Annotated in this window: 19 protein-coding genes; 12 read left to right on the plus strand and 7 right to left on the minus strand. The window is 37.8% G+C overall.

Annotation, left to right across the window (positions count from 1 at the left end):
• Positions 1 to 38: 38 nt before the first annotated feature.
• Positions 39 to 1,064 carry a threonine aldolase family protein gene (locus ABN217_RS03385; protein WP_349459065.1) on the plus strand — a complete coding sequence of 342 codons (1,026 nt, stop codon included), beginning with the start codon at positions 39 to 41 and terminating at the stop codon, positions 1,062 to 1,064.
• Positions 1,065 to 1,216: 152 nt separating this feature from the next.
• The gene (locus ABN217_RS03390) at positions 1,217 to 1,480 is read left to right on the plus strand and encodes a YjbD family protein (protein WP_069369172.1); all 264 of its coding nucleotides are present in this window, start codon (positions 1,217 to 1,219) and stop codon (positions 1,478 to 1,480) included.
• 167 nt (positions 1,481 to 1,647) lie between these two features.
• On the opposite strand, the gene xylB is transcribed toward ABN217_RS03390, so the two are convergent.
• From xylB to ABN217_RS03410, 4 genes are all read right to left on the minus strand, one after another.
• Complete coding sequence (xylB, locus tag ABN217_RS03395; RefSeq protein WP_349459066.1) at positions 1,648 to 3,102, minus strand: xylulokinase; 1,455 nt, start codon at positions 3,100 to 3,102, stop codon at positions 1,648 to 1,650.
• A 75-nt stretch (positions 3,103 to 3,177) separates the two neighbouring features.
• A complete protein-coding gene (gene xylA, locus ABN217_RS03400) occupies positions 3,178 to 4,494 on the minus strand; it encodes a xylose isomerase (protein WP_196553061.1) in 1,317 nt (438 codons plus the stop codon).
• A 10-nt stretch (positions 4,495 to 4,504) separates the two neighbouring features.
• The gene (gene nhaC, locus ABN217_RS03405; RefSeq protein WP_196553062.1) at positions 4,505 to 5,980 is read right to left on the minus strand and encodes a Na+/H+ antiporter NhaC; all 1,476 of its coding nucleotides are present in this window, start codon (positions 5,978 to 5,980) and stop codon (positions 4,505 to 4,507) included.
• A gap of 6 nt (positions 5,981 to 5,986) precedes the next feature.
• Positions 5,987 to 7,156, minus strand: coding sequence for a MalY/PatB family protein (locus ABN217_RS03410; RefSeq protein ID WP_349459067.1), 1,170 nt, complete (start codon positions 7,154 to 7,156; stop codon positions 5,987 to 5,989).
• Positions 7,157 to 7,345: 189 nt separating this feature from the next.
• On the opposite strand from ABN217_RS03410, the gene ABN217_RS03415 reads away from it, so the two are divergent.
• The 3 genes from ABN217_RS03415 to ABN217_RS03425 all read left to right on the plus strand — a co-directional run bounded on the left by ABN217_RS03415 (position 7,346) and on the right by ABN217_RS03425 (position 10,926).
• Positions 7,346 to 8,512 (plus strand): XylR family transcriptional regulator, encoded by a 1,167-nt coding sequence (locus tag ABN217_RS03415; protein WP_349440306.1) that lies wholly within the window; start codon positions 7,346 to 7,348, stop codon positions 8,510 to 8,512.
• 195 nt (positions 8,513 to 8,707) lie between these two features.
• A complete protein-coding gene (locus ABN217_RS03420; RefSeq protein WP_196553064.1) occupies positions 8,708 to 8,995 on the plus strand; it encodes a DUF3892 domain-containing protein in 288 nt (95 codons plus the stop codon).
• Between the two features lie 77 nt (positions 8,996 to 9,072).
• Entirely contained in the window at positions 9,073 to 10,926 is a 1,854-nt protein-coding gene (locus ABN217_RS03425; protein WP_196553065.1) for a UvrD-helicase domain-containing protein, read from the plus strand.
• Between the two features lie 177 nt (positions 10,927 to 11,103).
• On the opposite strand, the gene ABN217_RS03430 is transcribed toward ABN217_RS03425, so the two are convergent.
• The 3 genes from ABN217_RS03430 to ABN217_RS03440 form a co-directional block, all read right to left on the minus strand.
• Positions 11,104 to 11,394 carry a VF530 family protein gene (locus ABN217_RS03430; RefSeq protein WP_072068053.1) on the minus strand — a complete coding sequence of 97 codons (291 nt, stop codon included), beginning with the start codon at positions 11,392 to 11,394 and terminating at the stop codon, positions 11,104 to 11,106.
• A 158-nt stretch (positions 11,395 to 11,552) separates the two neighbouring features.
• On the minus strand, positions 11,553 to 13,151 hold the full coding sequence (locus ABN217_RS03435) for an MFS transporter (protein WP_072068052.1): 1,599 nt from the start codon (positions 13,149 to 13,151) through the stop codon (positions 11,553 to 11,555).
• 64 nt (positions 13,152 to 13,215) lie between these two features.
• Complete coding sequence (locus ABN217_RS03440) at positions 13,216 to 15,084, minus strand: amidohydrolase family protein (RefSeq protein ID WP_196553067.1); 1,869 nt, start codon at positions 15,082 to 15,084, stop codon at positions 13,216 to 13,218.
• Positions 15,085 to 15,841: 757 nt separating this feature from the next.
• Here ABN217_RS03440 and ABN217_RS03445 point away from each other — a divergent pair.
• The 7 genes from ABN217_RS03445 (at position 15,842) to ABN217_RS03475 (ending at position 24,648) form a co-directional block, all read left to right on the plus strand.
• On the plus strand, positions 15,842 to 16,882 hold the full coding sequence (locus ABN217_RS03445) for a LuxE/PaaK family acyltransferase (protein WP_349459068.1): 1,041 nt from the start codon (positions 15,842 to 15,844) through the stop codon (positions 16,880 to 16,882).
• Positions 16,879 to 17,958 carry an acyl-CoA reductase gene (locus ABN217_RS03450; protein ID WP_349438951.1) on the plus strand — a complete coding sequence of 360 codons (1,080 nt, stop codon included), beginning with the start codon at positions 16,879 to 16,881 and terminating at the stop codon, positions 17,956 to 17,958. The genes ABN217_RS03445 and ABN217_RS03450 overlap by 4 nt, the downstream gene beginning before the upstream one ends.
• Before the next feature lie 5 nt (positions 17,959 to 17,963).
• Positions 17,964 to 18,986 (plus strand): NAD-dependent epimerase/dehydratase family protein, encoded by a 1,023-nt coding sequence (locus ABN217_RS03455; protein WP_349438950.1) that lies wholly within the window; start codon positions 17,964 to 17,966, stop codon positions 18,984 to 18,986.
• Complete coding sequence (locus ABN217_RS03460) at positions 18,983 to 21,232, plus strand: penicillin acylase family protein (protein WP_349459069.1); 2,250 nt, start codon at positions 18,983 to 18,985, stop codon at positions 21,230 to 21,232. Before ABN217_RS03455 ends, ABN217_RS03460 begins: the two co-directional genes overlap by 4 nt.
• A gap of 3 nt (positions 21,233 to 21,235) precedes the next feature.
• Positions 21,236 to 22,654 (plus strand): AmmeMemoRadiSam system radical SAM enzyme, encoded by a 1,419-nt coding sequence (gene amrS / locus ABN217_RS03465; protein WP_115349715.1) that lies wholly within the window; start codon positions 21,236 to 21,238, stop codon positions 22,652 to 22,654.
• Between the two features lie 4 nt (positions 22,655 to 22,658).
• Entirely contained in the window at positions 22,659 to 23,900 is a 1,242-nt protein-coding gene (locus tag ABN217_RS03470) for a lipase/acyltransferase domain-containing protein (RefSeq protein WP_197269219.1), read from the plus strand.
• A 175-nt stretch (positions 23,901 to 24,075) separates the two neighbouring features.
• Complete coding sequence (locus ABN217_RS03475; protein WP_349459070.1) at positions 24,076 to 24,648, plus strand: hypothetical protein; 573 nt, start codon at positions 24,076 to 24,078, stop codon at positions 24,646 to 24,648.
• Positions 24,649 to 24,980 lie beyond the last annotated feature (332 nt).

Raw genomic sequence — 24,980 nt, forward strand, 5'->3', positions numbered from 1 at the left:
AACACAATAAAAAAACACAACATTCGATAGGAGAACACATGTACCGCTTCCAAAATGATTATAATGAAATTGCACATCCTGCGGTCATGAAGGCAATCACGGATACAGTAGGTCAACGCTATGATGGTTATGGCATGGATACACTTTGTCACCAAGCCGCTGAACTCATTAAACAGCGTATACAGCAAATGGACGCTGATGTTCATTTCTTTAATGGTGGAACTATCACCAATTTAACCGCGGTTTCTCATTTTTTACGTCCACACCAAGCTGTTATTTCTGTGAGTACAGGGCATATTGCAACGCATGAAACCGGTGCTATTGAAGCAACAGGGCATAAAGTTATCACCACATTTTCGGCTGATGGTAAATTATCCCCGGCACTGTTAAAACCTATTCTTGCTGAACATAACGATGAACATTGGGTTCAACCTAAGCTGGTTTATATTACCAATGCCACCGAAATTGGTACGGTTTATCGCAAAGCAGAACTACAAGCACTCCGCGATTTTTGTAACGAACATAATTTGTGGTTATACCTTGATGGTGCTCGTTTAGCGACAGGGCTTATGTCTGCACAAAGTGACTTAACCATTGAAGATATCGCCAGCTTAACCGATGCTTTTTATATTGGTGGTACTAAAATTGGTGCCATGTCAGCGGAAACCTTAGTGATTTGTCATCCTACATTGAAAACTGACTTTCGTTTTAGCTTGAAACAAAAGGGTGGATTACAAGCAAAAGGCTGGTTATTAGGCGCGCAATTTGAAGCTTTATTTAAAGATGATCTCTATTTTAAATTAGGTAAACACCTTAATGAAATGGCATCACAATTAACTGAATTTTTCACTGTACAAGGTTTTGAATTTTTAGCACCGCCAGAATCTAACCAAGTTTTTGTTATTCTACCAAATGCGATTGCGGAAAAATTAACTCAACAATTTGTTTTTCATCGTGTATTACTTGAAGATCCTAACTTGAGTTGTTTACGCCTTTGTACTTCTTGGGCAACAACACAACAAGATATTGATGGATTTAAAGCTGCATTTCTTCAATTAGTTTAATTTTTTTGTTTATGCATTACGCACTTATTCAGGCGTAATGCATTTTTAATGAAATAAGAGATTAATTACCCCAATTTTAAATATAATGATGGAGAGGTACCTTAATAATGTTATATTAATATCTCCTCACTCAACATAGGTAGGGTAATAGAATGAAGAAACTGACACTCCAAGAAATGACAGATGCCCAACAAATGCGAGTAAGAACCCGAATAGCTCAAGAAAAAAAGAAGTTCGGACGTGAATTAACTAATGCTGAAATGAACAGAACCAAAGATTCCATTATTACCGAAATCTCCCTCGAAGTTGAAAAAGCCACCAAAAAAGCACAAGCCCTCAAGAAAAAACAGAAATTAGCCCCTAGTGATGAAACTTATAGTTGGTCAGCCAAAAACCATCGTAGTGGCTATCGTTAATTTTTTGCCTTGCTAGTAAGCTCAATTACTAGCAAGGAATTACTTTAAAGATTGTTTTTTCAATTAACTATTTTATTTTTTCTGTAGCCATATCTCTAAATAAGAAGAGATAAAACCACTCTTTATTGAGTGGCTTTAGGTATTTCCCTGATATTGACGCAATATTGCTATATTTCCATTGTATTAATTAATGAATATAGCTTTTTAAAAGCATGATATTTTTTCTCGTATGTTTTATGTTTTTCTAAATTGGGTATATGACGTTTTTCAAGCTTAGGTTGAGAAAGAATAACTTGTGATGAATGAGCGGGGTTTACTGCTAATTGTGCAAGTCTTGCTGCACCAAGCGCAGGGCCAACATCACCACCTTGACGATAATCGAGATTTTTCCCTGTAATATCTGCAAGCAGCTGTCGCCAATATTCACTTCTGGCACCACCGCCAATTAACGTAATGCTATCAGCTAATTGCCCTGCATTATCAGCAACTTCAATCCCTTGTCGTAATGCAAAACTCACACCTTCAAGAACAGCTTGACATAAATCAGCTCGTTGATGTTCATGGGTTAATCCCCAAAATACGCCTTTGGCATCAGGGTTGTTATAAGGTGTTCGTTCCCCTGAAAGATAAGGTAAAAAGAGTAGAGGGCTATCCGCAAAAGTGGCGTGTTTAATGTCTTCAAACATCGCACTCACACTCTCAACTCCTGTCAATTGACACACCCAATCAAGACATGATGCCGCACTTAACATCACTGACATTAAATGCCATGTATTGGGTAATGCGTGACAAAAACTGTGCACTGCATTATCGCTATTTTGTAGAAACTGCTCACTTACCACAAAATAAACCCCTGATGTACCTAAAGAAAGCATTGCTTGACCGGGTTGATAAACCCCAACACCGATTGCCCCCGCGGCATTATCACCGCCACCAGCAATAATAGGTACTTGCTTCATATGCCATTTTTTAGCCACATCAGCTAATAGGTAACCGGTGATTTGATTACCTTCAAACAATGTTGGCATCTGTCGGCGAGTTAATCCTGTTGCACCTAAAAGTTCATCACTCCAATCACGCTTTTGCATATCCAACCAAAGCGTACCTGCCGCATCTGACATATCACTGGCAAAATTACCACTCATCTTCCAGCGCAAAAAATCTTTCGGTAATAAAATATGTGCAACACGTTGAAAAATGGCGGGTTCATTTTCAGCAACCCACTGTAATTTAGGTGCCGTAAACCCTGGCATCACTAAATTACCAGTGATTTTTTTAAACTGGGGAAATTGTGTTTCAAGTGCTTGGCACTGTTTAAAACTACGACCATCGTTCCATAATATTGCAGGGCGTAGAACCGCTTGTTGAGCATCAAGCAAAACGGCACCATGCATTTGTCCACTTAATCCGATTGCCTCTATTTGTTCCATCGGATAACTGTGTCCAAGCTGGAGAATAGCTTCTTCCGTTGCTTGCCACCATTGCTGTGGATCTTGTTCTGACCATTGAGGGTGAGGGCGTGATATTGCTAAAGCAACCGAATAACTTGTGACAACGTCACCACTTTCATTCATGATGATCGCTTTAACGCTTGATGTGCCTAAATCTAGCCCTAAATACATGAAGTTACCTCATGATGTTTATCTAATTATTAAACACAGCGGAAAATCCGCTGTGTTATTAGCATTATGATGCGATTATCCAAAAATATAGCGATTCACTAAGCTTTCTAACATTTCTTGGCGTCCACTTTGTAACTGTGGCGCTAAGGTATTGCTTTGTGCATGTTTCGCCACATCTTCAAGGCTTAATTTACCTTGTAGGATATTTTGGCCAAATTCAGCACTCCAACCTGAATAGCGCTGTGCCGTGAATTTATCAAGACCACCATCTTGGATCATTTTTGCCGCAATACGTAATGCCATTGCCATTGTATCCATTCCTGAAATATGTCCGTAGAATAGGTCATATTTATCATTGCTTTGGCGACGAACCTTAGCATCAAAGTTTAATCCACCTGTCGTAAAGCCACCTGATTTAAGAATTTCATACATGACCAGTGCATTTTCTTCTACGCTATTTGGGAATTGGTCTGTATCCCAACCTAATTGAGGATCACCACGGTTAGCATCAACAGAGCCTAAAATGCCTAACGCAATTGCAGTAGCAATTTCATGGTGGAAGCTATGGCCTGCTAATGTTGCGTGGTTTGCTTCAATGTTTACTTTCACTTCTTTTTCAAGACCAAACTGTTTTAAGAAGCCATAAACGGTTGCCGTGTCATAATCATACTGATGTTTTGTTGGCTCTTGAGGTTTTGGCTCAATCAGTAATGTACCTTGGAAACCAATTTTGTGTTTATGCTCTACCACCATCTGCATAAAGCGACCAATTTGCTCTCTTTCTTGACGTAAATCGGTATTTAGCAGGGTTTCATAACCTTCACGTCCCCCCCATAATACATAGTTTTCACCACCCAGTGTTTTTGTCGCTTTCATCGCTTCACACACTTGTGTTGCAGCCCATGCAAAAACATCAGGATCAGGGTTTGTTGCTGCACCTGCGCCATAGCGAGGGTTAGTGAAGCAGTTCGCAGTTCCCCATAGTAATTTAACGTTAGTTTCTTCTTGTTTTTTCGCTAATACGTCGGTGATCGCCGCCATATTAGAAACATATTCATTGATGTTATTCCCTTCAGAAATCACATCAACATCATGAAAACAATAGAAAGGAACATTAAGCTTATGAAAGAATTCAAAGGCCACATCTGCTTTACGTTTTGCTTGCTCTAATGCTTCACCTGGTGTTTGCCATGGTCTATCAAAAGTACCGATACCGAACATATCAGAACCATTCCAGCAGAAGTTATGCCAATAACAAGCTGCAAATCTTAGGTGATCTTCCATTCGTTTACCCAAAATAATTTCATCAGGATCATAGTAACGAAACGCTAATGGGTTATCGCTTGTTGTGCCTTCATATTGAATTTGTTCAATTTTATCAAAGTAAGACATGGAACCGTCCTTATTTAGTATCAAGTTGTAATTCTGAATGTGATCCAAGCTCAGCAGTCATTTCTTCCTGCTCTTCTGGTGTTAATTTGGCAATGCCAAAGCCCGTAAAACCCCACAGCATGGCAAAGAAGATGCCACTCCAGCACAATACAGCCCAAGGTAAGTAACTTAAGGTTGCAACACCTAACGTACCCGCCATATAAGCGCCTGCGGCAGTCCACGGTAAAATAGGTTCAAAGATAGTGGCAGAGTCTTCTACAGTACGTGCCAGGTTTTTAGGATGTAATCCTCGTTCAATATAGGCACCACGTAACATTTCGATAGGAATAAGGATTGAGATTTGTCCATTACAGGTCACGCCAATCATGGTGAGTCCGCAAGCAATCGTTGCCATGATCATAGAGCCTGTTGAATGCACCATTTTTAATAGGGCATGGACAATGACTTCTAACGCGCCACTTAACGATAAAGTACCAGCAAAAGAGAGGGCGCAGAAACAGATAAGCAGAGTACTCATCATGGAGTTCATGCCACCACGATTTAGCAAATTACCTAACAATTCAGGAACTTCTTTACCTTGGATCATCGAGACATTGAAGCCATCAACCGCACTTTTTACGATGTCATGTAAACCAAAACCTTGAATAAGATAAGCATTTAGCATTGCAATTGCAGCAGAAGCTAACATCACTGGGATAGTGGGTTTTTTTGTTACTGAACCATATAAAATCACTAATACTGGAATGAGAAGAATAAGGTTGAAGTTATAAACATTCTCAAGACCATTTGTTATTAATGTCACTTTTTCTGGTACACCTTGACCCGCTAAATCGCCATTCATGCCATAAACAGTCATCACAATCGCCGTTAAAATCAACGAAGGCAGTGTGGTATAAAGTAAGTGCCAAATATGTTGATAAAGGTCGATCCTTGCTGCCATTGCGGCAAGGTTAGTATCACCTGATAACGGTGAAAGCTTGTCACCAAAATAGGCTCCCGCGACTACGGCGCCGGCTGTTGCTGCAAGGTTTGCATCCATACCTACGGCAACACCCATAAATGCAACACCTATGGTTCCTGCTGAACCCCATGATGTTCCCGTACAGACCGACACCAATGACGTGACCAGTAATGCTGTAACATATAGCATTTCTGGGCTGATCATTTTTAAACCGTAATAGATCATCAAAGGAATGGTGCCACCAATCATCCATGTGCCTATTAACAAGCCCACACTGATTAAAATCAGCAATGCTGGCATAGTTTTAGCAATCTTTTGTGAGATAGCAGTTAAGATCTCCTCATAGCGATATCCCAACCGTTTTACTAACAGTGCAGCCACAACGGTCGAAAGCACCATTAATGGTTCTGGTGGTAAATCAAAAGCGGCGTAGCCTCCTCCTAATAACACCACCATAGTGAGAATAGGAAAGAGCGATTCAAGAAGCGTAGGTGTTCTTGGGCTGTTTATCGTTTGCGTTTTCATTGTAATTTATTCCAAACTGGCGTGAGGTAAGGTACGAATAAGCCGAGTGAAAACGGTTTCTAATATTGAACGAGGTGTCGCGATATTAATGCGGAAAAAACCATCCCCAACCGCACCAAAACCGCGCCCCCAACTCATTTCCACTTCGGCTAATGAAACAAACCAATGTTTTAGTTGTTCTTCAGTTAATTGCATTTTTTGGTAATTAATCCATAGCATGTAGGTGCCATGACTTTGTGTGACAACCCAATCGGGAAAGTGACGTTCACATTGTTCTTTTACCCAACGTCGGTTATCAGCAAGGTACGTTTTTAATTCACCAAGCCATTGTTGGCCTTGTAAGGTATAAGCTTGTAAAAAAGCGGGAACAGAAAAATATCCTGGATTATGAATACCAGCAGCAATCAAGCACTGTTTGAATTTTTCACGATACTCGGGGTTAGCAATCACAATATTCGCTATCTCTAGCCCCGCTAAATTGAAGGTTTTCGCTGGAGATGTACAAATAAAAGAGTGCTGTTCTACATAGCTGTTTAAAGATGAAATAGGATGATAGAGAGCATCATCAAAAACAAAATCTGCGTGCACATCATCAGAAATAATAAAGACCTGATATTTTTGTGCGAGCTGTGCAATTTTTAATAAATCATCTTTTTGCCATACCGTACCTGTTGGGTTATGAGGTGAGAGTAAAATAAAACAGGCAGACTGTTTAAACTTACTTTCAAGATCATCAAAATCAACTTCATAATACCCATCCCGATAAATTAACGGGCTTTCTAATAGCTCGCGGTTATTTACACAAACAGCATTGCTAATAGGGTGATAAGCTGGAGACAGCGTTGTGACTTTATCGCCTATTTGTGTGAAATTCTGGATATAAAGTGAAACGGCTTGTATAACGCGAGGACAAAACACAATCGTCTCTGGGGCAACTATCCATTGATATTGGCTTTTAAACCAATTAGCGGCAACGTTATTCCAATCATGGCTAAGATCGGTATAGCCATAAATTCCCTTGTGATTAAATTCAGCAAGTTTGTTTGTAATAAAATCAGGCGCAGCAATTTCCATATCTGCAACAGATAATGGAATAACATTGGCGTTACTATTACACCATTTTGCGCTATAGGTATTTTGCCTAGAAATTAATTTATTAAAGTTATTCTGATACATGAAAAATCTCCTCGGCAATCGTGTTTAAAAACAAAATACTCGTTGTTCTTAACATTGGTTATTCCTATTTTTTACTTTGCTATTACGAAATTTGGCTTGTGTGATAGTAATCACATAGCGATGAAAGCAAGTTCTTACAAAATTAAAGCTATGGTTTAATGCCAGCCTTGGGGGAATAGGTAAACGAAGATGAAAAAAGATACATACTTTCGTATTGTGTTGTTATTCAATGCTAATAAAGTGTATGACCGTCAAGTGGTTGAGGGGGTTGGAGAATATCTTCAGGCCTCACAGTGCCATTGGGATGTCTTTATTGAAGAGGATTTCCGTACTCGACTGGATAATATTAACCACTGGGTTTGTGACGGGATTATTGCAGATTTTGACGATCCAATTATTGCTAAGCATTTAAGCCAATCATCGTTAGCAGTAATTGGTGTAGGTGGATCTTATCATCAAGAAAAAAATTATCCTCCCGTACCTTATATCGCCACCGATAATTATGAATTAGTTCAACAAGCCTTTTTACATTTAAAACAGAAAGGGCTTAAGCATTTTGCTTTTTATGGTCTACCCGCCAAAGATCACCCTCATTGGTCTAATGAACGAGAGCACGCTTTTCGCCAATTAGTCACCAGTGAAAAGTATTCAGGTATTGTTTATAACGGCATGGATATTACACAAGAAAATTGGCAACACGCGCAAAATCGTTTATCTGATTGGATACAAACTTTACCACCACAAACAGGGATTATTGCTGTCACCGATGCAAGGGCGCGTCATTTATTACAAGTATGCGACAATTTAAACATTAATGTACCTGAAGAAATAAGCATTATCGGAATCGATGATGAAGATATGACACGCTATTTATCCCGTATTGCATTATCTTCTGTTGTGCAAGGTTCACGGCAAATGGGATATTTAGCCGCAAAATTATTACATCAAACTCTAGATGGGCATGTAACAGATAAACAGCAAAGAATATTAGTTCCCCCCGTTAAAATTGTTGAACGGCGCTCAACTGATTTTCACTCATTTAACGATCCCACCGTTGTTCAAGCTATGCATTATATTTATTACAATGCCTGTAAAGGGATAAAAACAGAACAAGTTTTAGATGCAGTTAATATGTCGCGTTCTAATTTAGAGCAACGGTTTAAAAAGGAAATTGGCAAGACAATTCATACGGTTATTTATGAGGAAAAACTCAAACGCGCTCAAAATTTATTAGCCACCACAACACTTGCGATACAAGAAATATCCGTGATGTGTGGCTATCCGTCATTGCAATATTTTTATTCTATCTTTAAAAAAGAATTTGGTATGACGCCGAAAGAGTTTAGGGATGAGTGAAATTATTATACTAATCTAGATCACAATATTGTGAATACTGGTATTTATACTTACACAAATACATATTATTTCCTATCTTATTAAATCTTATTGTTATTTTTAATAAAATACCAAAGCACATTGTTTTTTAATCAGTTGATTTAATTTTATTAAAGTGTATTAATTATTTCTGTTAAAAAAACATAGGATAATGAGATGACGGATTTTTATATTGTTGCTATTAAAATGGATGCTGGAAATCAGCATATTGAATATGTGAAAACTATTCAAGCTGGCAAATCAAATATTGATGCCACAATCAATGCTAGACAATTTATTGCTGAGCTTATCAATGAAAAATTAGCCTCTTTTCAAACCGCTATTCAAGATAGAAATGGTGACTGGAGTTATGGTGCTATAGTTCGCGTTATAGATAGCGTTTATCTTACAACCGAACCAAATAGTACAAAACGTGATAATTTAGGCAATTTACCAAAATTCTAAAGATAATAAGGTGATAGCATTAATTGATATCACCTTATTTTTAATTAATGGAATATAATATAAAGAATGAGAACCCAATGTCACGCTTTATCTCACCACCAATATCTGAACTCAATAAATTACGACAACCATTAACGCAAGGTGAAAAAACAGTTTTTGAATTTTTTAATAAATATTTATCATTAGAATGGGAAATCTATATTCAACCTCACCTCAATGGATTAAGACCTGATTTTGTCTTACTCAATCCTAAAGTTGGTATCGCCGTATTTGAAGTGAAAGATTGGAATTTCACTGCAATGGATTATTTCATTGAAGAAAAAGAAAATTGCATACCTGTCTTATGGGCGAAGAAAGATGGTGTGAAATTTTCCAAACAAAAAGAAAATCCAATAGAGCAAGTTTATAACTATAAACAAGAATTATTTAATCTTTATTGCCCACGTTTGGAAAAAAACACCGGGTTTGCTGTTATTACAGCAGGAGTAATATTCCCATTTGCAGATGATAAATATGTAATAGATTTATTTAAACAAAATCTTAAATTTAGAGGAATGGAAAAGTATCCTAGTTATAGTCCAATTTCTGGTATGAATGCACTAAAAAATGGTGATATTCGCACTGTTTTCCCAGAGGCAAATAGAAGATATTCAAAACTAATGAATATGGATATTTATAAGGATATTAAAAATTGGCTAATTGAACCTGATTTTTCAGAAACACAAAGAAAACCAATTATACTAGATAAAATACAACAAAATTTAGCTACAACAAGAACACCATCAGGTTATCGCAGAATACGTGGCGCTGCAGGCACAGGAAAATCATTAGTACTCGCAGCTAGAGCTGCTGAATTATTAAATGAAAATAAAAAAATCTTAGTTATTACATATAATATTACTTTAATACACTACTTGCAGGATATTGCTGTACGATATCCAAAATCAAAAAGAAAGGAGCGTTCTGATATTGTTTGGCTTAATTTTCATCATTGGTGTAAACGCATGTGTGAGCATTTAGGCTATACACAAGAATACGATGATTTATGGAAAAATGATAACCTAGAAAATTTTTTAAAATATTCTTTACCCTCTTTAATTAATACTATATTAGATAAAGAAGATGATGAGTCTATAAAATATGATGCCGTATTAGTTGATGAAGGGCAGGATTTTTTACCTAATTGGTGGTCAGTATTACGTAAAGTCTGCAAGCCTACAGGAGAAATGCTTTTAGTTGCTGATATAACCCAAGATATCTATGATACTGCCAAATCTTGGACTGATGAATCAATGAAAGGTGCTGGTTTTAGCGGAAATTGGGCTGAACTCAATATCAGCTATCGTTTACCTTTATTAACAATAGAAATAGCAAGGGACTTTGCTAATCGTTTTTTACCTAAAGAATTAGCGCTTTTACCTGAAAATAGTCAATTTGGTATGGAGCTTGAACCTTGTTATTTGAAATGGGTTCAAGTGGATTCTAATAATGAAGATACTATTTGTTGTTCTGAATTATTTTTATTATTGACTTCTGGTATACCTGAAACACTTGCGGTCTCAGATATCACTTTTTTATGTGCTTCTAAAGAATTTGGTTTAAAAGTTGTCGAAAAATTAAATAATAAAGGTATTAGTGTTGTTCATACCTATGCTAATGATAATAAAGAATCGAGACGCCAAAAAATGGGATTTTATATGGGTGATACTCGAATAAAAGCAACCACTTTACATAGTTTTAAAGGATGGGAATCGAGAGCTTTAGTCATATTTGTCGATAATGACAATTTAACCCCAAAAACATTAGCATTAATATATACAGGTCTAACAAGACTTAAAAGACACCCTGATGGTAGTTGTCTAACTGTAGTTTCCAAATCACCTGAACTTATTGAATATGGAAAAACATGGCCTTTTTTTGAAAAAAAATAGCATAACTTATAAAAATAAAGAGCATTTCTTAATTATATCAACATGAAGTGCTCTTTTATTATTATGCAATAAATATATTATATTTTTAATGTAAATCTATTGATTAATTAAATATTTTTTATTGCATAATCTTCATAGTTAAGATGCATCAGACAAGTAAAAGAAAAATAAAAACGCCTACCTCTTTCTACTATTCGCCCACGGATCACAATCAGGACTATCGATAACTTCAATCACATCATCAATATCGGCTTCAAGAGAATCTAGGTAAAGCGCTTCTACTTCAGCACGTGCCCAAGGGGTTCTACGCAAGAATTTCAAACTTGATTTCACGCTAGGATCACTTCTAAAGCAGTTAATCTTGATAAGTTGACCTAATTTAGCCCAACCATATTTAGCCACCAGCGCATTTACTTGCATTTCAAGAGTGACGCCATGTAGCGGATCTTTAGAAATATGTCCTGTCATGATTTTCTCAAATACGTATTATTAATTTCAAGGTAAGAAGCGGTGCAGAGTACAAGAAAGTAGGATGAGAGGCAATGAAAGGATAGAAAACATAAAACCACTCACACACCTTATTGATCGAAATAAATACAAATAAGATGTATGAATGGTTAATGTGGTTATTTTTTTGGTGAAAAAGCAGAAAAAGCGTGTGTTACTTTTTTGGCACTGATTATTTTATCTAATTGTTGTTGCAATTGTTTATCATCCATTGTCGCGCGATCATGTTGACGAAGATGTTCAGCCCAAGAAGCCACCATAAACGTTTCCATATAAGATTGAGTGTTATTTTCCGTAATAGCATCAGATGAAACAAACAATCCCCATGAATAACCGCCATCTCTTAAACGAACTGTTTTTAGCCGATTCATTAAACTGAGAAATTGCTCACTGTGAATTGCTTCAATTTGATAATTTACAGTAATTAACACAGGGCCTTTATCCGTTGTGATCTCAATAAGTCCATCATCAAGAATAAAGTGTTCTGAATGCTGTAAGTTGATGTTGTCATGTTCTAATTTGACACGCAAAACACATAACCAAACTAAAATAATCCCAACCGTTGCGCACAGCAAAGCTATCGTTACTGAAGTATGCGAAGCGATTTGTCCCCAAACAAGAGAGCCTAATGCCATCGAGCCTGAAAACACCGTTAAATAAAGTGCTAGACCTCTCGCACGAACCCAATTAGGCAAGGCTGTCTGTGCAGAGACCATTAATGTGGAAAGGGTGATTATCCAGCTAAATCCAGCGAGCATACTTGCGAAAATAGCAAGATATTTTGAAGTCGCACTGGCGAAAATAAATAACACCAATGCTGTACCCACGGTGCCAATAGCAATCAATGTGCTGGTACTCAATTTTTCACGCAATGTTGATAAACTAAATGCGCCAATCACAGCACCAATACCAATGCTAGTTGTTAGTAATCCATATAATGTCGCATCACCGTGTAGTGAAACTCGGGCGACTAGCGGTAACATTGCCCAATAAGCACTCGCAAAAATAAAAAAGCTGGCCGCTCTTATAATCGTTTTGATCAGCGCAGGGCTATAACGCGCATAGCGTAAACCGGAGATCATCGCGGCAACAACAGATTCAGCGGGGAGTTTTTCCTCTTCTTTTTTCTCACCTTCCCACCACCAGACAGCAAGAATAATGGCGATAAAGCTCAAGGCATTAAGTAAAAAGGGTAAATAAAGGCCAACTTGAGAAATCAAAATACCTGCAAGTGCGGGGCCTATTGCACGGCTGATATTAATTCCCATACTGTTTAAGGCAATACCTGACTTTAATTCATGGGGCTCGACAATACTTGGTACAATCGCTTGCCATGCAGGGCCTAAAAACGCCGCGCCAGAACCCAAAACAAAGGTAATTAATAATAACCAGCCAATACTGATAACGTCGAAATACACAAGAACCGCTAATAATGAAGCGGCACAGAGCATCAAAATATTGACGAAAATAAGCAATTTTCGTTTATCAAAAATATCAGCAATGGCTCCAGCTGGGAGTGCCAATAAGAAAACAGGTAATGTTGTCATGGCTTGAATAGCTGCAATCATAACGGGATCAGGGCTTAGGTTTGTCATCAACCAACCGGCACCCACATCATTCATCCAAGTCCCAATATTAGAAAATAGCGTTGCCATCCATAATACGAAAAAAATACGATTACGTAAGGGCGACCATGCGGAAGTACGTTGCGTTGCCATAGTCTCATCTCTCTTTATTTGAGATGGCCAGTAAATAATTACCGACCATCGTTATTATAAAATATTAAAATGCAAAGCAAGAGCAACCTAAAGCGCCCCAAAATGCATTATCATCTGAAACAGGAATAGATGATTGACGAGCGATATCATGTTGATGTCCATGAACATGACAAGCACCACAGCATTGATGTAACTGATTTAAAACCGCAGCTTTTGTCTCTTGTTGTAAGTAAGAATAATGACCTGGGACTTTGATCACAGGCGACCAATCCGGCAATACCGGAATAGATGGCGGTGTTAACGATGAGAATGCACCATTTGCATACACGATCTTGCCATCTACTACCGTTAAAAGTGATTCAATCGCTTTGATCTCGTTTTCTGGTACTCGAAAATAATCAGCAGAAAGGGCGATAAAGTCGGCAAGTTGACCTGCTTTAATTTGACCTTTTTTACCTTGTTCATTAGAGAACCATGAACTCCCCATAGTCCAAAGCATTAAGGCAGTATCTCTGTCTAAACGATTATCACCATCATACATTTGCATACCACCCACAGTACGCCCCGAAACTAACCAATAAAGCGCTGTCCACGGATTGTAACTAGCAACACGAGTTGCATCTGTACCTAATCCAACAGGAACTTGTGCATTTAGCATTTTGGCGACAGGCGGTGTTTGTTTTAGTGCTTTTGTGCCATAGCGTTGTGCAAAATATTCACCTTGGAATGCCATACGATGTTGAATTGCTAATCCACCACCAAGCGCTTTAACACGTTCAATATTTTTCTCACTGATAGTTTCAGCATGATCGAAAAACCAATGTAGTCCATCGAAAGGAATATCTTTATTTACTTTTTCAAAGACATCTAACATTCGGCTAATGGATCCGTTATAAGTGGCGTGTAAACGAAATGGCCAGCGATGTTCAACTAAATGACGGATCACTTTTTCTAATTCAGCTTCCATATTTTCAGGAAGATCAGGTCTTGGCTGTAAAAAATCTTCAAAATCAGCCGCAGAAAAAACCAACATTTCACCTGCGCCGTTATGACGATAAAAATCACTACCATCACCGGGTGATACCATTGATGTCCATTGTTGGAAATCTTCAAATTCTTGTTTTGGCCTTTGGGTAAATAAGTTATAAGCAATACGAATAGTTAATTGATTATTCTTAGCGAGCTCATCAACAACTTGATAATCTTCAGGATAATTTTGAAAACCACCCCCTGCATCAATGGCGCTAGTTACACCAAGACGATTCAATTCTCTCATAAATTGGCGAGTTGAATTGACTTGATATTCAAGAGGTAATTTAGGGCCTTTTGCTAATGCAGAATAGAGCAACATAGCGTTAGGTTTTGCTATCAACAATCCGGTAGGGTTGCCATGTTCATCACGCTGAATTTCACCACCCGGTGGGTTTGGTGTCTCTTTGGTATAACCAATCGCACGCAGTGCCGCTTTATTTAACAATGCACTGTCATAGAGATGTAATACAAAAACTGGCGTATCAGGAGAAACCGCATTAATTTCGTCTAGCGTTGGCATACGACGCTCTGCAAATTGAAACTCGCTCCAGCCTCCAACAACACGTACCCATTGCGGTGACGGTGTCACTTGAGCTTGAGCCTTTAACATATCAAGGGCAATAGACAAAGAGGGCACGCCTTCCCACCGTAATTCTAGATTGTAGTTTAATCCACCACGAATGAGGTGCAGGTGTGAGTCATTAAGCCCAGGAATAATAACGTGGTTTTCTAGATCAATGATTTTTGTTTCTGCATTTTGAAACTGCATCGCTTCATCATTTGAGCCAATAAAAAGAAATTTACCTTGATAGATAGCTATCGCTTGAGCAATAGGATTTTCTCTATCAAGAGTATGGATCTCACCATTGATAAATATTTCAGACGCGAAAGTTTTATTCATGATTTTTGATTTCCTATTTAAAAGGAATTAACCCTTTGTTAAATAAAAGGCGTGAGCGTACCGTGCTTTATTCGTAATACAGATAACTATTTATTTTTAAAATAAATTAAAGATATGAAGGTGAGTTTTTTATATTTATTCCAGCAGGTTTATTAAATTGTAGCTTAAGTTTATTTCATTACCATTTAAAACATTTGCTTTAAGGGAACAAAAAAAATGAACAAGATAGAAATGAGGTAATTGATTGATATTTAATTAAATACCTATCATTTACAATCTATTCATTTGGAGCTATCAATGTAGGATAAGCATTCACAATCTAATACCGTTATCGATTTGTTCTTTAATGTAATCGCTTTAATACTCACTAAATATGCTAAAGCGCGGTTTAATTGTCTGGTTGAAATCCCCAGTATTGCCGCTAATGGATCTCTTTTTTCTAATTCCCAGTTTTATTTCCAATAACGTTCGTGAAAAGCTAATGGATAAGCTCAGCTATTTTTACGCAAAATAGCAATTCACTCATCATAATCCATAAGAAAGAACACTTTTATTTTTAAGGTGTTCTCTTTATTTTTAAGCGGAAATACCTATTTATCAAATAATGATTATTCAATCTAGATAAAACAATGTGATATAAAACATAAGAATAGTGAAATATAATCACATCTTTCCTATTTTAAGAATAATTACATTCAATAAGTAAAAATAATTGCTGACTATGTTGATATAACCTTTATCAATGTAAGGATACATCATGTCAGAAAAACAGCGTCATAAAATTGATAGCTTAGTTAATCTTACTCAACCTTATGCTGTTGATAGTTTTGATGATGCTCTTTTTACTGCATCTATGGATGAAGCAGATATCTGGCATCGCCAATATAATGCTAATTATCAATCGCTGTGGAAAAAAATGCCTCAGCCGGTTATCCCCGTTAATTTATTTAAAACCATGGATTTAGCGACGCCAACACATCGTAATGGTATTTGGCTAAATAGTTCAGGAACGGGACAACAAGGAAAAACACAAGTTTTCTTTGATGAGAACAGCCTAAAGCGCATTGAAACGGCAATGATACAGATTTTCTATCACAATAACCTAATATCCACAAACCCAGCCCATTTTCTGATGTTATCACCTGATCCTCAATCTGGCGATCATGCTGGTTTTGCCACTGCTTTCTTAAAATTCACCCAATGTGCACCGATTAAAGAGCTTGTTTTTACGGTATCAGAACAAGGCCAGTTTGATACAAAACTCGCATGGTCAACATTACAACGTTGGGCGAACGATCCGGCTCCTATTTATATTCTTGGGTTAACCCTTTTTTTTGAACACTTATGTTTAAGCCGACCAGAACCCTTCACGCTGTTATCACCGATTAAAGGCTTAACGGGTGGGGGATGGAAAGGGATGACAAAGCGGCTTGAACGACCAGATATTATCCAAGGATTAAAAGAAACCTTACACGCTCCTAATGTTGATATTCGTGATATTTATGGCATGACAGAGCATCCTCTACACTACATTAGTTGCAGTGAAGGGCATTTCCACATTCCAGCTTATTCTCGTTTTGCCATTATTGATGAAACAGGTGATCGGGCACCAGAAGGTAAAACAGGATTTATTCAACTTGAGAATCCTTTTTTTGATTCTCTGCCTTCTCAACGTCTGTTAACCCAAGATTTAGGAATATGGGGAACACAATGCGCTTGTGGTCATTCGTTACCCTATATTCATTATATTGGAAGAGTAACTTCACCAGAGGGCACTTGCGCTGCACAGATAAAATGATAGAAGCTATACTTGTTCGTTTAGCAAACATTAAACTGTGTTTAATACACTGCCTTAATGAAAACTGGTTATTTTCTGATGATATCTTAACGCAAAAATTCTGCCTTGAACGTTTAAAACAATGGGCTTATAGCGATGATCTAGCACAAAAAGTGGCTAATGAGTTAGGAAATAAAAATTGGCGTGCGCCCAATAAATTATTAATTGTCGTCTCTGAAAAAGATCCCCTTGGTACATTAGAAGCCTTACTTGCAGGCTATTTAATTGGTAGCCCCATCAGAATAAAAGCACGATTATCCACACAATGGCTTTATTCATTACGGGCATATTTAGGATTAAATGAAAAACAGTGTGAAATTCTAAATTGGTCGAGTGAAAATCAAAATGATGAGCTTGTTCTTGAAGGTGTTGAAGCCATTTTATTAGCGGGTAGTGATGCACTCATTCAGCATTATCGCCAAATAACACCAGCACATATTAAATTGATTGAGTTGGGCCCAAAAATAAGTGGAATGGCTATTTTGGGAGATTCATTACCTGATATTTCTTTGGTGTTAAATGATGTGTGCTTGTTTAGGCAACAGGTTTGTAGTTCACCTCGTTTTATTTTATTAGAGAATAAAACTGGTGCAGAACAACTCTATCAGCAACTTTCTATCGCATTACCCACATTACCGCCATTACCAGAGGCTTTAAAACTTCAACAAATGGCACAAGCCCATGAGTATTCATTGTCTCGTGAGCTACTCAATAATGAAAAACCAACACATTATGATGCAAAATCAGGTTGGGCAGTCACTTATCACACCCGATTTATGCCTCAATATTGGCTCAACTTTGGCTTTCAATTGGTTGTTGGCTCTGTGGAACATCATTTGCAATTAGCCCAAAAAGAGTGGTTTGCACGCTTACAAACACTGGCTTATCACGGTTCTCTCTCTTCACTTTCACTACAAAATTACTGTTTCACTCGTTATTGCCCCATTGGCACAATGCATTCTCGCCCAATGACAGCAACGCATGACGGCTTTTTTATATTGTCTGCACTGGTGTTCTTTGTGAGTAAAGAAGGATAACAACATTGAATAAACGGAAAATATTTATCACAGGTGCTAGTGGATTTATTGGCTCTTACTTATTGCCCAAACTTGCAGAACTTGGTGATGAATTAACGATATTATGTCGCGAAACTCATAAAAATCACTCTTATCGTCCAGCATTACCAAACGGTACTAAGGTGGTGAAAGGTGATTTATTGCAACCGAATACCTACCGAGAAGCGTTGAGTGGACAAGATATCATTATTCATTTAGCTGCTGATTATCGAGTAGGCATTGCACCGACACGTTCAGAACATCAAAAAATGTATCAAACCAATGTCACTGGCACATTGAATTTACTGAATGAAGCCAAAAAAGCACAAATCTCTCAGGTTTTATATACCAGCACAACGGCAGCATTAGGGGAAACAAAGGGGTTATTACTTGATGAGACTCATCGCCACAATGGTTATTTTCGCAGTTATTATGAAGAAACTAAGCAAATCGCTCACGCATTAGTCGAGCGTCACCAGCAACAAGGAATGCCAATTAAAATTGCGATTTGTGGTGGTGTATTTGGTGAAGGTGACAATAGCGTTTTAGCACAGACGTTATCTGCTTTTTTCAATAAAAAAATTCCTTTTCAAATCAGCACAAACAGTACCTTTCAACTTTGCCATGTTGAAAAACTATGTGATGGATTATTGCGATTACTGGCCTTAGATAAACCACAAGAAACGGTTCTGTTTACAGGTGATGTTTTTTCTATGCCTGAAATTTTCACACTGTTAAGTGAAATACAAAAAACACCACCACTACCTGCAAAAGATCGCCGTAGTTTGCGGCCATTAGCATGGTTGATGGATAGATTATCTATGCTAGGTCTTACCATGCCACTTTCTTGTGAAGCACTACGTATTATGGATGGAAGCACTTATACCTATTCATCTTATAAGGCAGAGCAACTATTAGGATGGACAGCAGCAGAATCATTAAATGACTTTAAGGATTATGCCCAAAGCGTTGCTAACCAATACACATTGATGAATAAGGAGCCAAAATGAAGCCAAGGACGCTCACTTCACAATGGGGTGACGTGACATTGTCACTAGAGACGGAGCAACTGCTAAGTATAAAAGGTGATACGGATAATGCGGTTTTTTATGGGCAAGGCTATGGCGCAGCCTATTTACGTTTATGGCAACTAGACTTATCTCGTCGAGTTGCTAGTGGTCGCTTAAGTGAAGTAATGGGAAATGGTGCGCTTAGAACAGATATTTTTCAACGTAGATTAGGATTAGTAGAGTTAGCTAAAATTGCAGAGCTTAACGATAAAAATGCACCGAAGGATAGCTGGCAGGCGACACAGTTTCAACATATCACTGCGTATATTGCAGGTATAAATCAAGCCATTAGTGATTTAAAAATCAGACCTATAGAATGCTTATTATTGCGTTACCAACCTGAAAAATTTACCACGACAGATAGCTACCTCTTAGGGCAATTGAAATACTTTATTAACTCAGCATGGCAATATGAGTTATTTAATACTCGTTTAGCAAATCGGCTTACAACATCTCAACATCAACAACTTTTATCTACCTTTAGTCTTGAAGGCCATCAAATTCCACCATTACCTTTAAATGAACAGGGGGAATATTACCCTGAAGTGATTGCAGCGTTTAAAGAAGGGCTAAAAGGCCTACAGCACTTAGGATTAGCCTCGCCTGATACGGGCTCTAACGTGATTGCAGTGAATGGTTCGTTTACCGCATCGGGTAAACCGATATTAGCAGCCGATCCGCATATGGGACATGTTAACCCTAGTTTTAATCTGTTATGTCGCTTAGAAAGCGACGAAGGATTAAGCGTAATGGGTTCACATTTTCCTGGTTCACCAGGCATTATTGTGGGGCGTAATTCTCATGCAGCTTGGGGAATGGTCGGTATTATGGCGGATAACCAAGATTTATTTTGGGGGCGTGTTGATTTAAAAAATGAGAAGGTCGAAACCATCAATGGATGGGAGGCATTAACCAAAAGAACACATACCATTGGTTTAACCTCAAAGCGTCAACATACTTTCGTCACTTATGATTATTCACAAGGTCGCTTAATGTCTGAAAAAGCGGGCTATGGTCTATTTTTACGCTGGCCTGCCTTAGATGATCCAAGTGGCGATATTACTTTTTATCAGCTTGCAAAATGCCATAACTGGACATCATTTCGAGAGGCTTTAAAGCATGTAAAAAATTCCCCTATGATGGTGGGATATGCCGATATTTACGGTGACATTGGCTTACAGAGTATGGGATATATTCCTAAGCGTGATCGTGAAATTGGTAGTTTAGTACTAAGCCTAACGGAGCCATTACATCAGTGGCAAGGTTATGTTCCTTTTGATGATTTACCCGCCGAATATAACCCTGAACGGGGATATGTTCTTTATGCCAATCAATATAGCGAGTCTCTTTTTAATGGAAAACCTGCACTATCTAATCGCTGGCATCCACCGACAAGAGCGTTGCGTATTGAAGCGCTTATTCAGCAAACAAAAAAACATACTGTTGAGACGTTTTGCCAAATCCAAGATGATAAAAAAGATGTTTTTGCCCAACAAGCACTCGCTTTTTTGCTCCCTTATGTGCCTGAAGATAAAATCCTTTCGCAGTGGGATGGCGATACTCAACAATTAAATGCCTCACGATTTTTTGATGTGTGGACTCAACATCTTACTGACAAGGTATTAGGCAAAGTATTAAAAAGAGGAACACGTGCTCTGTATACGGATTTTTGGCCAAGTTGTCGCTGGAGTATTCTCAATATTCTGCAATACCATCTTCAAGATTGGCTGTTTGAAGAAAAAGAGATCCCCATATTAATTCGTGAAACCTATGCCAGTGCGTTAATCGCTAGCCAAAAAATGGAACGCCCTTATGTTGAATTCCAGCATAGTATCAAAAAACCCTTATGGCTTAATCGTCTATTAACTGGACGTTATCTCTATCAAGGTGGCAATCGTGAAACTGTTCACGCGACACGACAAAATGCAGACTTCTTAACGCAATCTCAAATAGGGAATAACGACACCATTAAAACTAAGCCATATACGTTTGGCCCTGGTTTTAAACTGATCGCCCATTTAACGCCACAAGGCGAATGCCATTATTTAATTAATACACCGGCAAAAGGCCATCCTTTTAGCTGGTCACTACGTCATGTCTTGAAATGCTGGCAAACAGGTAGCCGACAAAAAACCACTTTGCCGCTTCGTGGAAATAACCATCATTGTAATGATAAGAAGGAATAACTCATGGTAAGAATGAAGCAATGGCAACAAACAGGGCATCCTGCGCGCTTATGGCACCCAATTTCAAACAATCGTATTCAGTGCGAGCTTTGCCCACGAGCCTGTAAAATTAATTTAGGCCGTACAGGAACTTGTAAACTAAGACGCAATGAGAATGGCAGTTTAGTCACGTTAAACTACGGTAAATCTGTGCCGATGACTCAAGAGTCGATAGAAACCGAAGCGGTATATCATTATGCACCGGGTGAACGTATCTTATCGTTAGGTAATATTGGCTGTATGCTACGTTGTGATTTTTGCCAAAATTGGAGTACAAGCCAAGCTCGTTATGTGCAAGACAGCAATGTGGCGTATTACAGCCCAGAGGATGTGGTCAATTATGCGTTAAAACATAATATCCGAGTTTTGTCGTGGACTTATAATGATCCAATTGTTTGGCATGAATTTGTTATGGATACGGCGAAGCTTGCTCGCGAACATGGCTTAAAAAATCTCTATAAAAGTGCATTTTATATCAGTGAGAAAGGTATTGATGAATTACTAGGTGTAATGGATATCTTTAGTATTTCATTAAAATCAATGCAAGATAGTTTTTATCGTAAACATACAGGAGGGCGATTACAGCCCGTTCTTGACGGTATTAAACAAGTTTATGATGCACGCAAATCCACAAATAATCCGCATCTTGAAGTCTCTAACTTATGTGTGACAGGACGTAATGACTCATTGGAGGAAGCGAAAAAAGTCACGGATTGGATGCTTAAATATCTTGATGCAGATATTCCTTTGCACTATGTTCGTTTCCATCCTGATTACCAATATCGACACGTTGAACGCACATCAATTCCCTTTTTAGAACAAGCTCGCCAGCAAGCCTTAAACGAAGGTATGCGCTATGTTTACGTCGGAAATGTGTTTGATACAGACAGCGCAAACTCTTATTGTCCACAATGCCATACCTTATTAGTTAAGCGAAGTGGGTTAATTGCACAATCTCACTTAGATAATGGGCAATGTCCTCATTGTCATTTTCAGCCTTCTATTATTTTGCCTTGGGCGGGCTCTAACACTGATAAATTATCAGCACATATCCCTGATGGTTTTATCTGTATTACACATCCATTCCGTGGTCCTGTTCAGGCTTGCCATATTGAACAAAAAAATGAATCACCTATTTACTATCAATTTATTACAAAACAAGGTGAGCCTGTTGGCCCAATCAGCACCAACAGTTGTCATCGCTTTATGCTGTCCAAAAGTAGTCCTAAAGCAGAGGGGATCTGCCTTTATCATCACAAAAATGAACCTTGCCAACTGTTTGAGGTTTACGATCGTGCTCATTTCCCTGTTACTGAAGCTGAAAAAACGCATTTTGGTAGCGAAAATGTGCCTATCACGCTTATTCCATTAAAAGGACGCTAAAAATATGCCACTCAATAGAGGATGGTCATTAATACGAGCTCAGCTTATTGCGTCTCAAATTCGTAAAGCGAAACTTGATGATAAAGTGCCGAATCTTCCTATTATCTATTTACCAGGAATTTTAGGAACTAAGCTTTTTGATAGACAAAAGCAGGCTTTTATTTGGGGTGATCATCGTAGTGTCTTTACAAAGAGTGATTATGAATATGAACATCCCAACGCACAGCATTCACCTCGTGTATTAGCCACAGAGCAATTGCACGCATTTTCGATTGTCCCTTATTTAGTGAGCACATTGGTCACCCAAGAGCTTAAAGATGTTCTTGAAACCGCATTGGGTTATCGTGAAGGGCAAGATCTATTTTTCCTTGCTCATGATTGGCGAGCCGATCATCGATTGCTGGTGGATGCTATTGATAGAGAAATTAATCGACTGAAAACTATTTTTGGTGAGAACCAGCCTTTTATTATTATTGCACAATCCGCGTCTAACCTCGCAATACGCTATTGGTTGCGTCATACCACTCCTGAAAATAGAGCATTAGTAGCAAAATGGTATGCCTTTGGGCCACCTTGGCATGGTACATTTCAGGCGTTATCAATGATGGAGACTGGCTATTATGCCGGAAGTGGTTACCTTCATGGCTTCTCATCTGATGATGTCTGCGGTTGTCCTTTTGTATACCAATTATTACCACCCAATCCGGTGGTAATAGACAACTACGGCAGAGCATTAAGTGATTTTGATATCTATGATGAGGCATGTTGGAAGCACTATCGCTTAGGCCCTTATAAAACATCGATCAGTTCAGCACAAAATCAACGAGTAAGAGAAGCGTTGGTGCAAAATCTACAGTGTGCTAAACGCTTTACTGATGCAGTTTCAGGAATTAACGCAGATGAACAAGCTGTGCCCCAAGTATGGTATTTAAGTGATAATAATATCACATTAAAAGCTGCCATTTATGGAAGAGAACGCTGGTACTTACAAGCGAAAGAGATCAAACGTGAGTTTCCACAATTAGTCAATCAGGCATTAACCGTCGGAGACGATCATTTGCCTTTAGAAGGATTATTGCAATATTGGCGCGCACCTATCGTACGTGACCGTTATCAACACCCTTGGGGGGAAAGTTTTGCTTTTATTAGCCAAGCATCAACGCATCGCGCATTAATAAACCATACCCCTAATTTACGGAGTTTGGCATTTGATATTGCTACTGAAAGAAGAAAAATATACGAATAAATCAATCTTCGTTTATTGAAAATGACTTCATAATTTTATGAATATCTGTAGGTTTAAGGATTAATCTTACTCATTGTATCTACATATTCATTTGTAAAATGCTACTATTAATTAACCTAATAATATGAAATATAATCCAAAAATGACTATATCTCTTTTAATTAATGGAATAAAAATGCAAAAAAAAATATTATTAACACTCTTATTAAGTACTTCCATATTTCTTATTTCAGGCTGTAGTTCAACTAATAGTGTATGGGATCAGTTTACAAATATTCTTTCAGATGCAGCTCCATTTATTAAAGAGTCTGAAGAGTGGGAAGCCTATAGTATAAAAACCACTCAACAAGGTGTTGTTTATAGTGCAGCCAATTCAACAGATAAACAATTTGTCAGTCAAAAAATGGATACTGAATATCCGGCAGCCATTGAACGGCTTTCCAGTCCATTCGCAATCAGCACAAAAGCTAAAGACGAACTCGCAAAAGAGAATCAAGGTTATCGTTTTAAATATAATGACATCATGACCGTAAAAGATAAAAAGACCTCAACAACACTCGGTTATTGCGTAAATTATGACTCTGATAGAGTGATTGACGGTAAATTAAAAGAAGTCAGTGAAGAAGATAAAATTCGAAAAGCTTTTATTTATATCGCTAAAGATAAACCTGTCTCTGTCGCAACTGTAAGTGCTGATTATACCAAATTAATGTGTGGCGAAAAATTTTATAATAAAAATAAAATATAGTTATTTAAAACCAATCATAACTACTTAAATATAACAATAAATTATATTGCTCAACCCTTTAAATTAAATTCAAATTAGAAGGGTTGAGCCTCAAAATAAAAAAACTCATAATAAATCCCACCCATCGTTAGACTTTTAATTTATACATAAAAATATGACATCAAATATAAATGGAATTACCGATAATATTCGTAAAGCGATACAACATTCAACACAAGGTATGATTGGACTTTAGTTTTATCAGAAGATGCTCATAGTCTCTTTCTGCCTTATTTTTAAAATAGATATTGCTCTCATTTCAACAAATATCGAAGTGTTGTCTATTTTTAATC

Source organism: Proteus sp. fly-1067, assembly GCF_040139345.1.
GTDB classification, from domain to species: Bacteria; Pseudomonadota; Gammaproteobacteria; order Enterobacterales; family Enterobacteriaceae; genus Proteus; species Proteus vulgaris_B.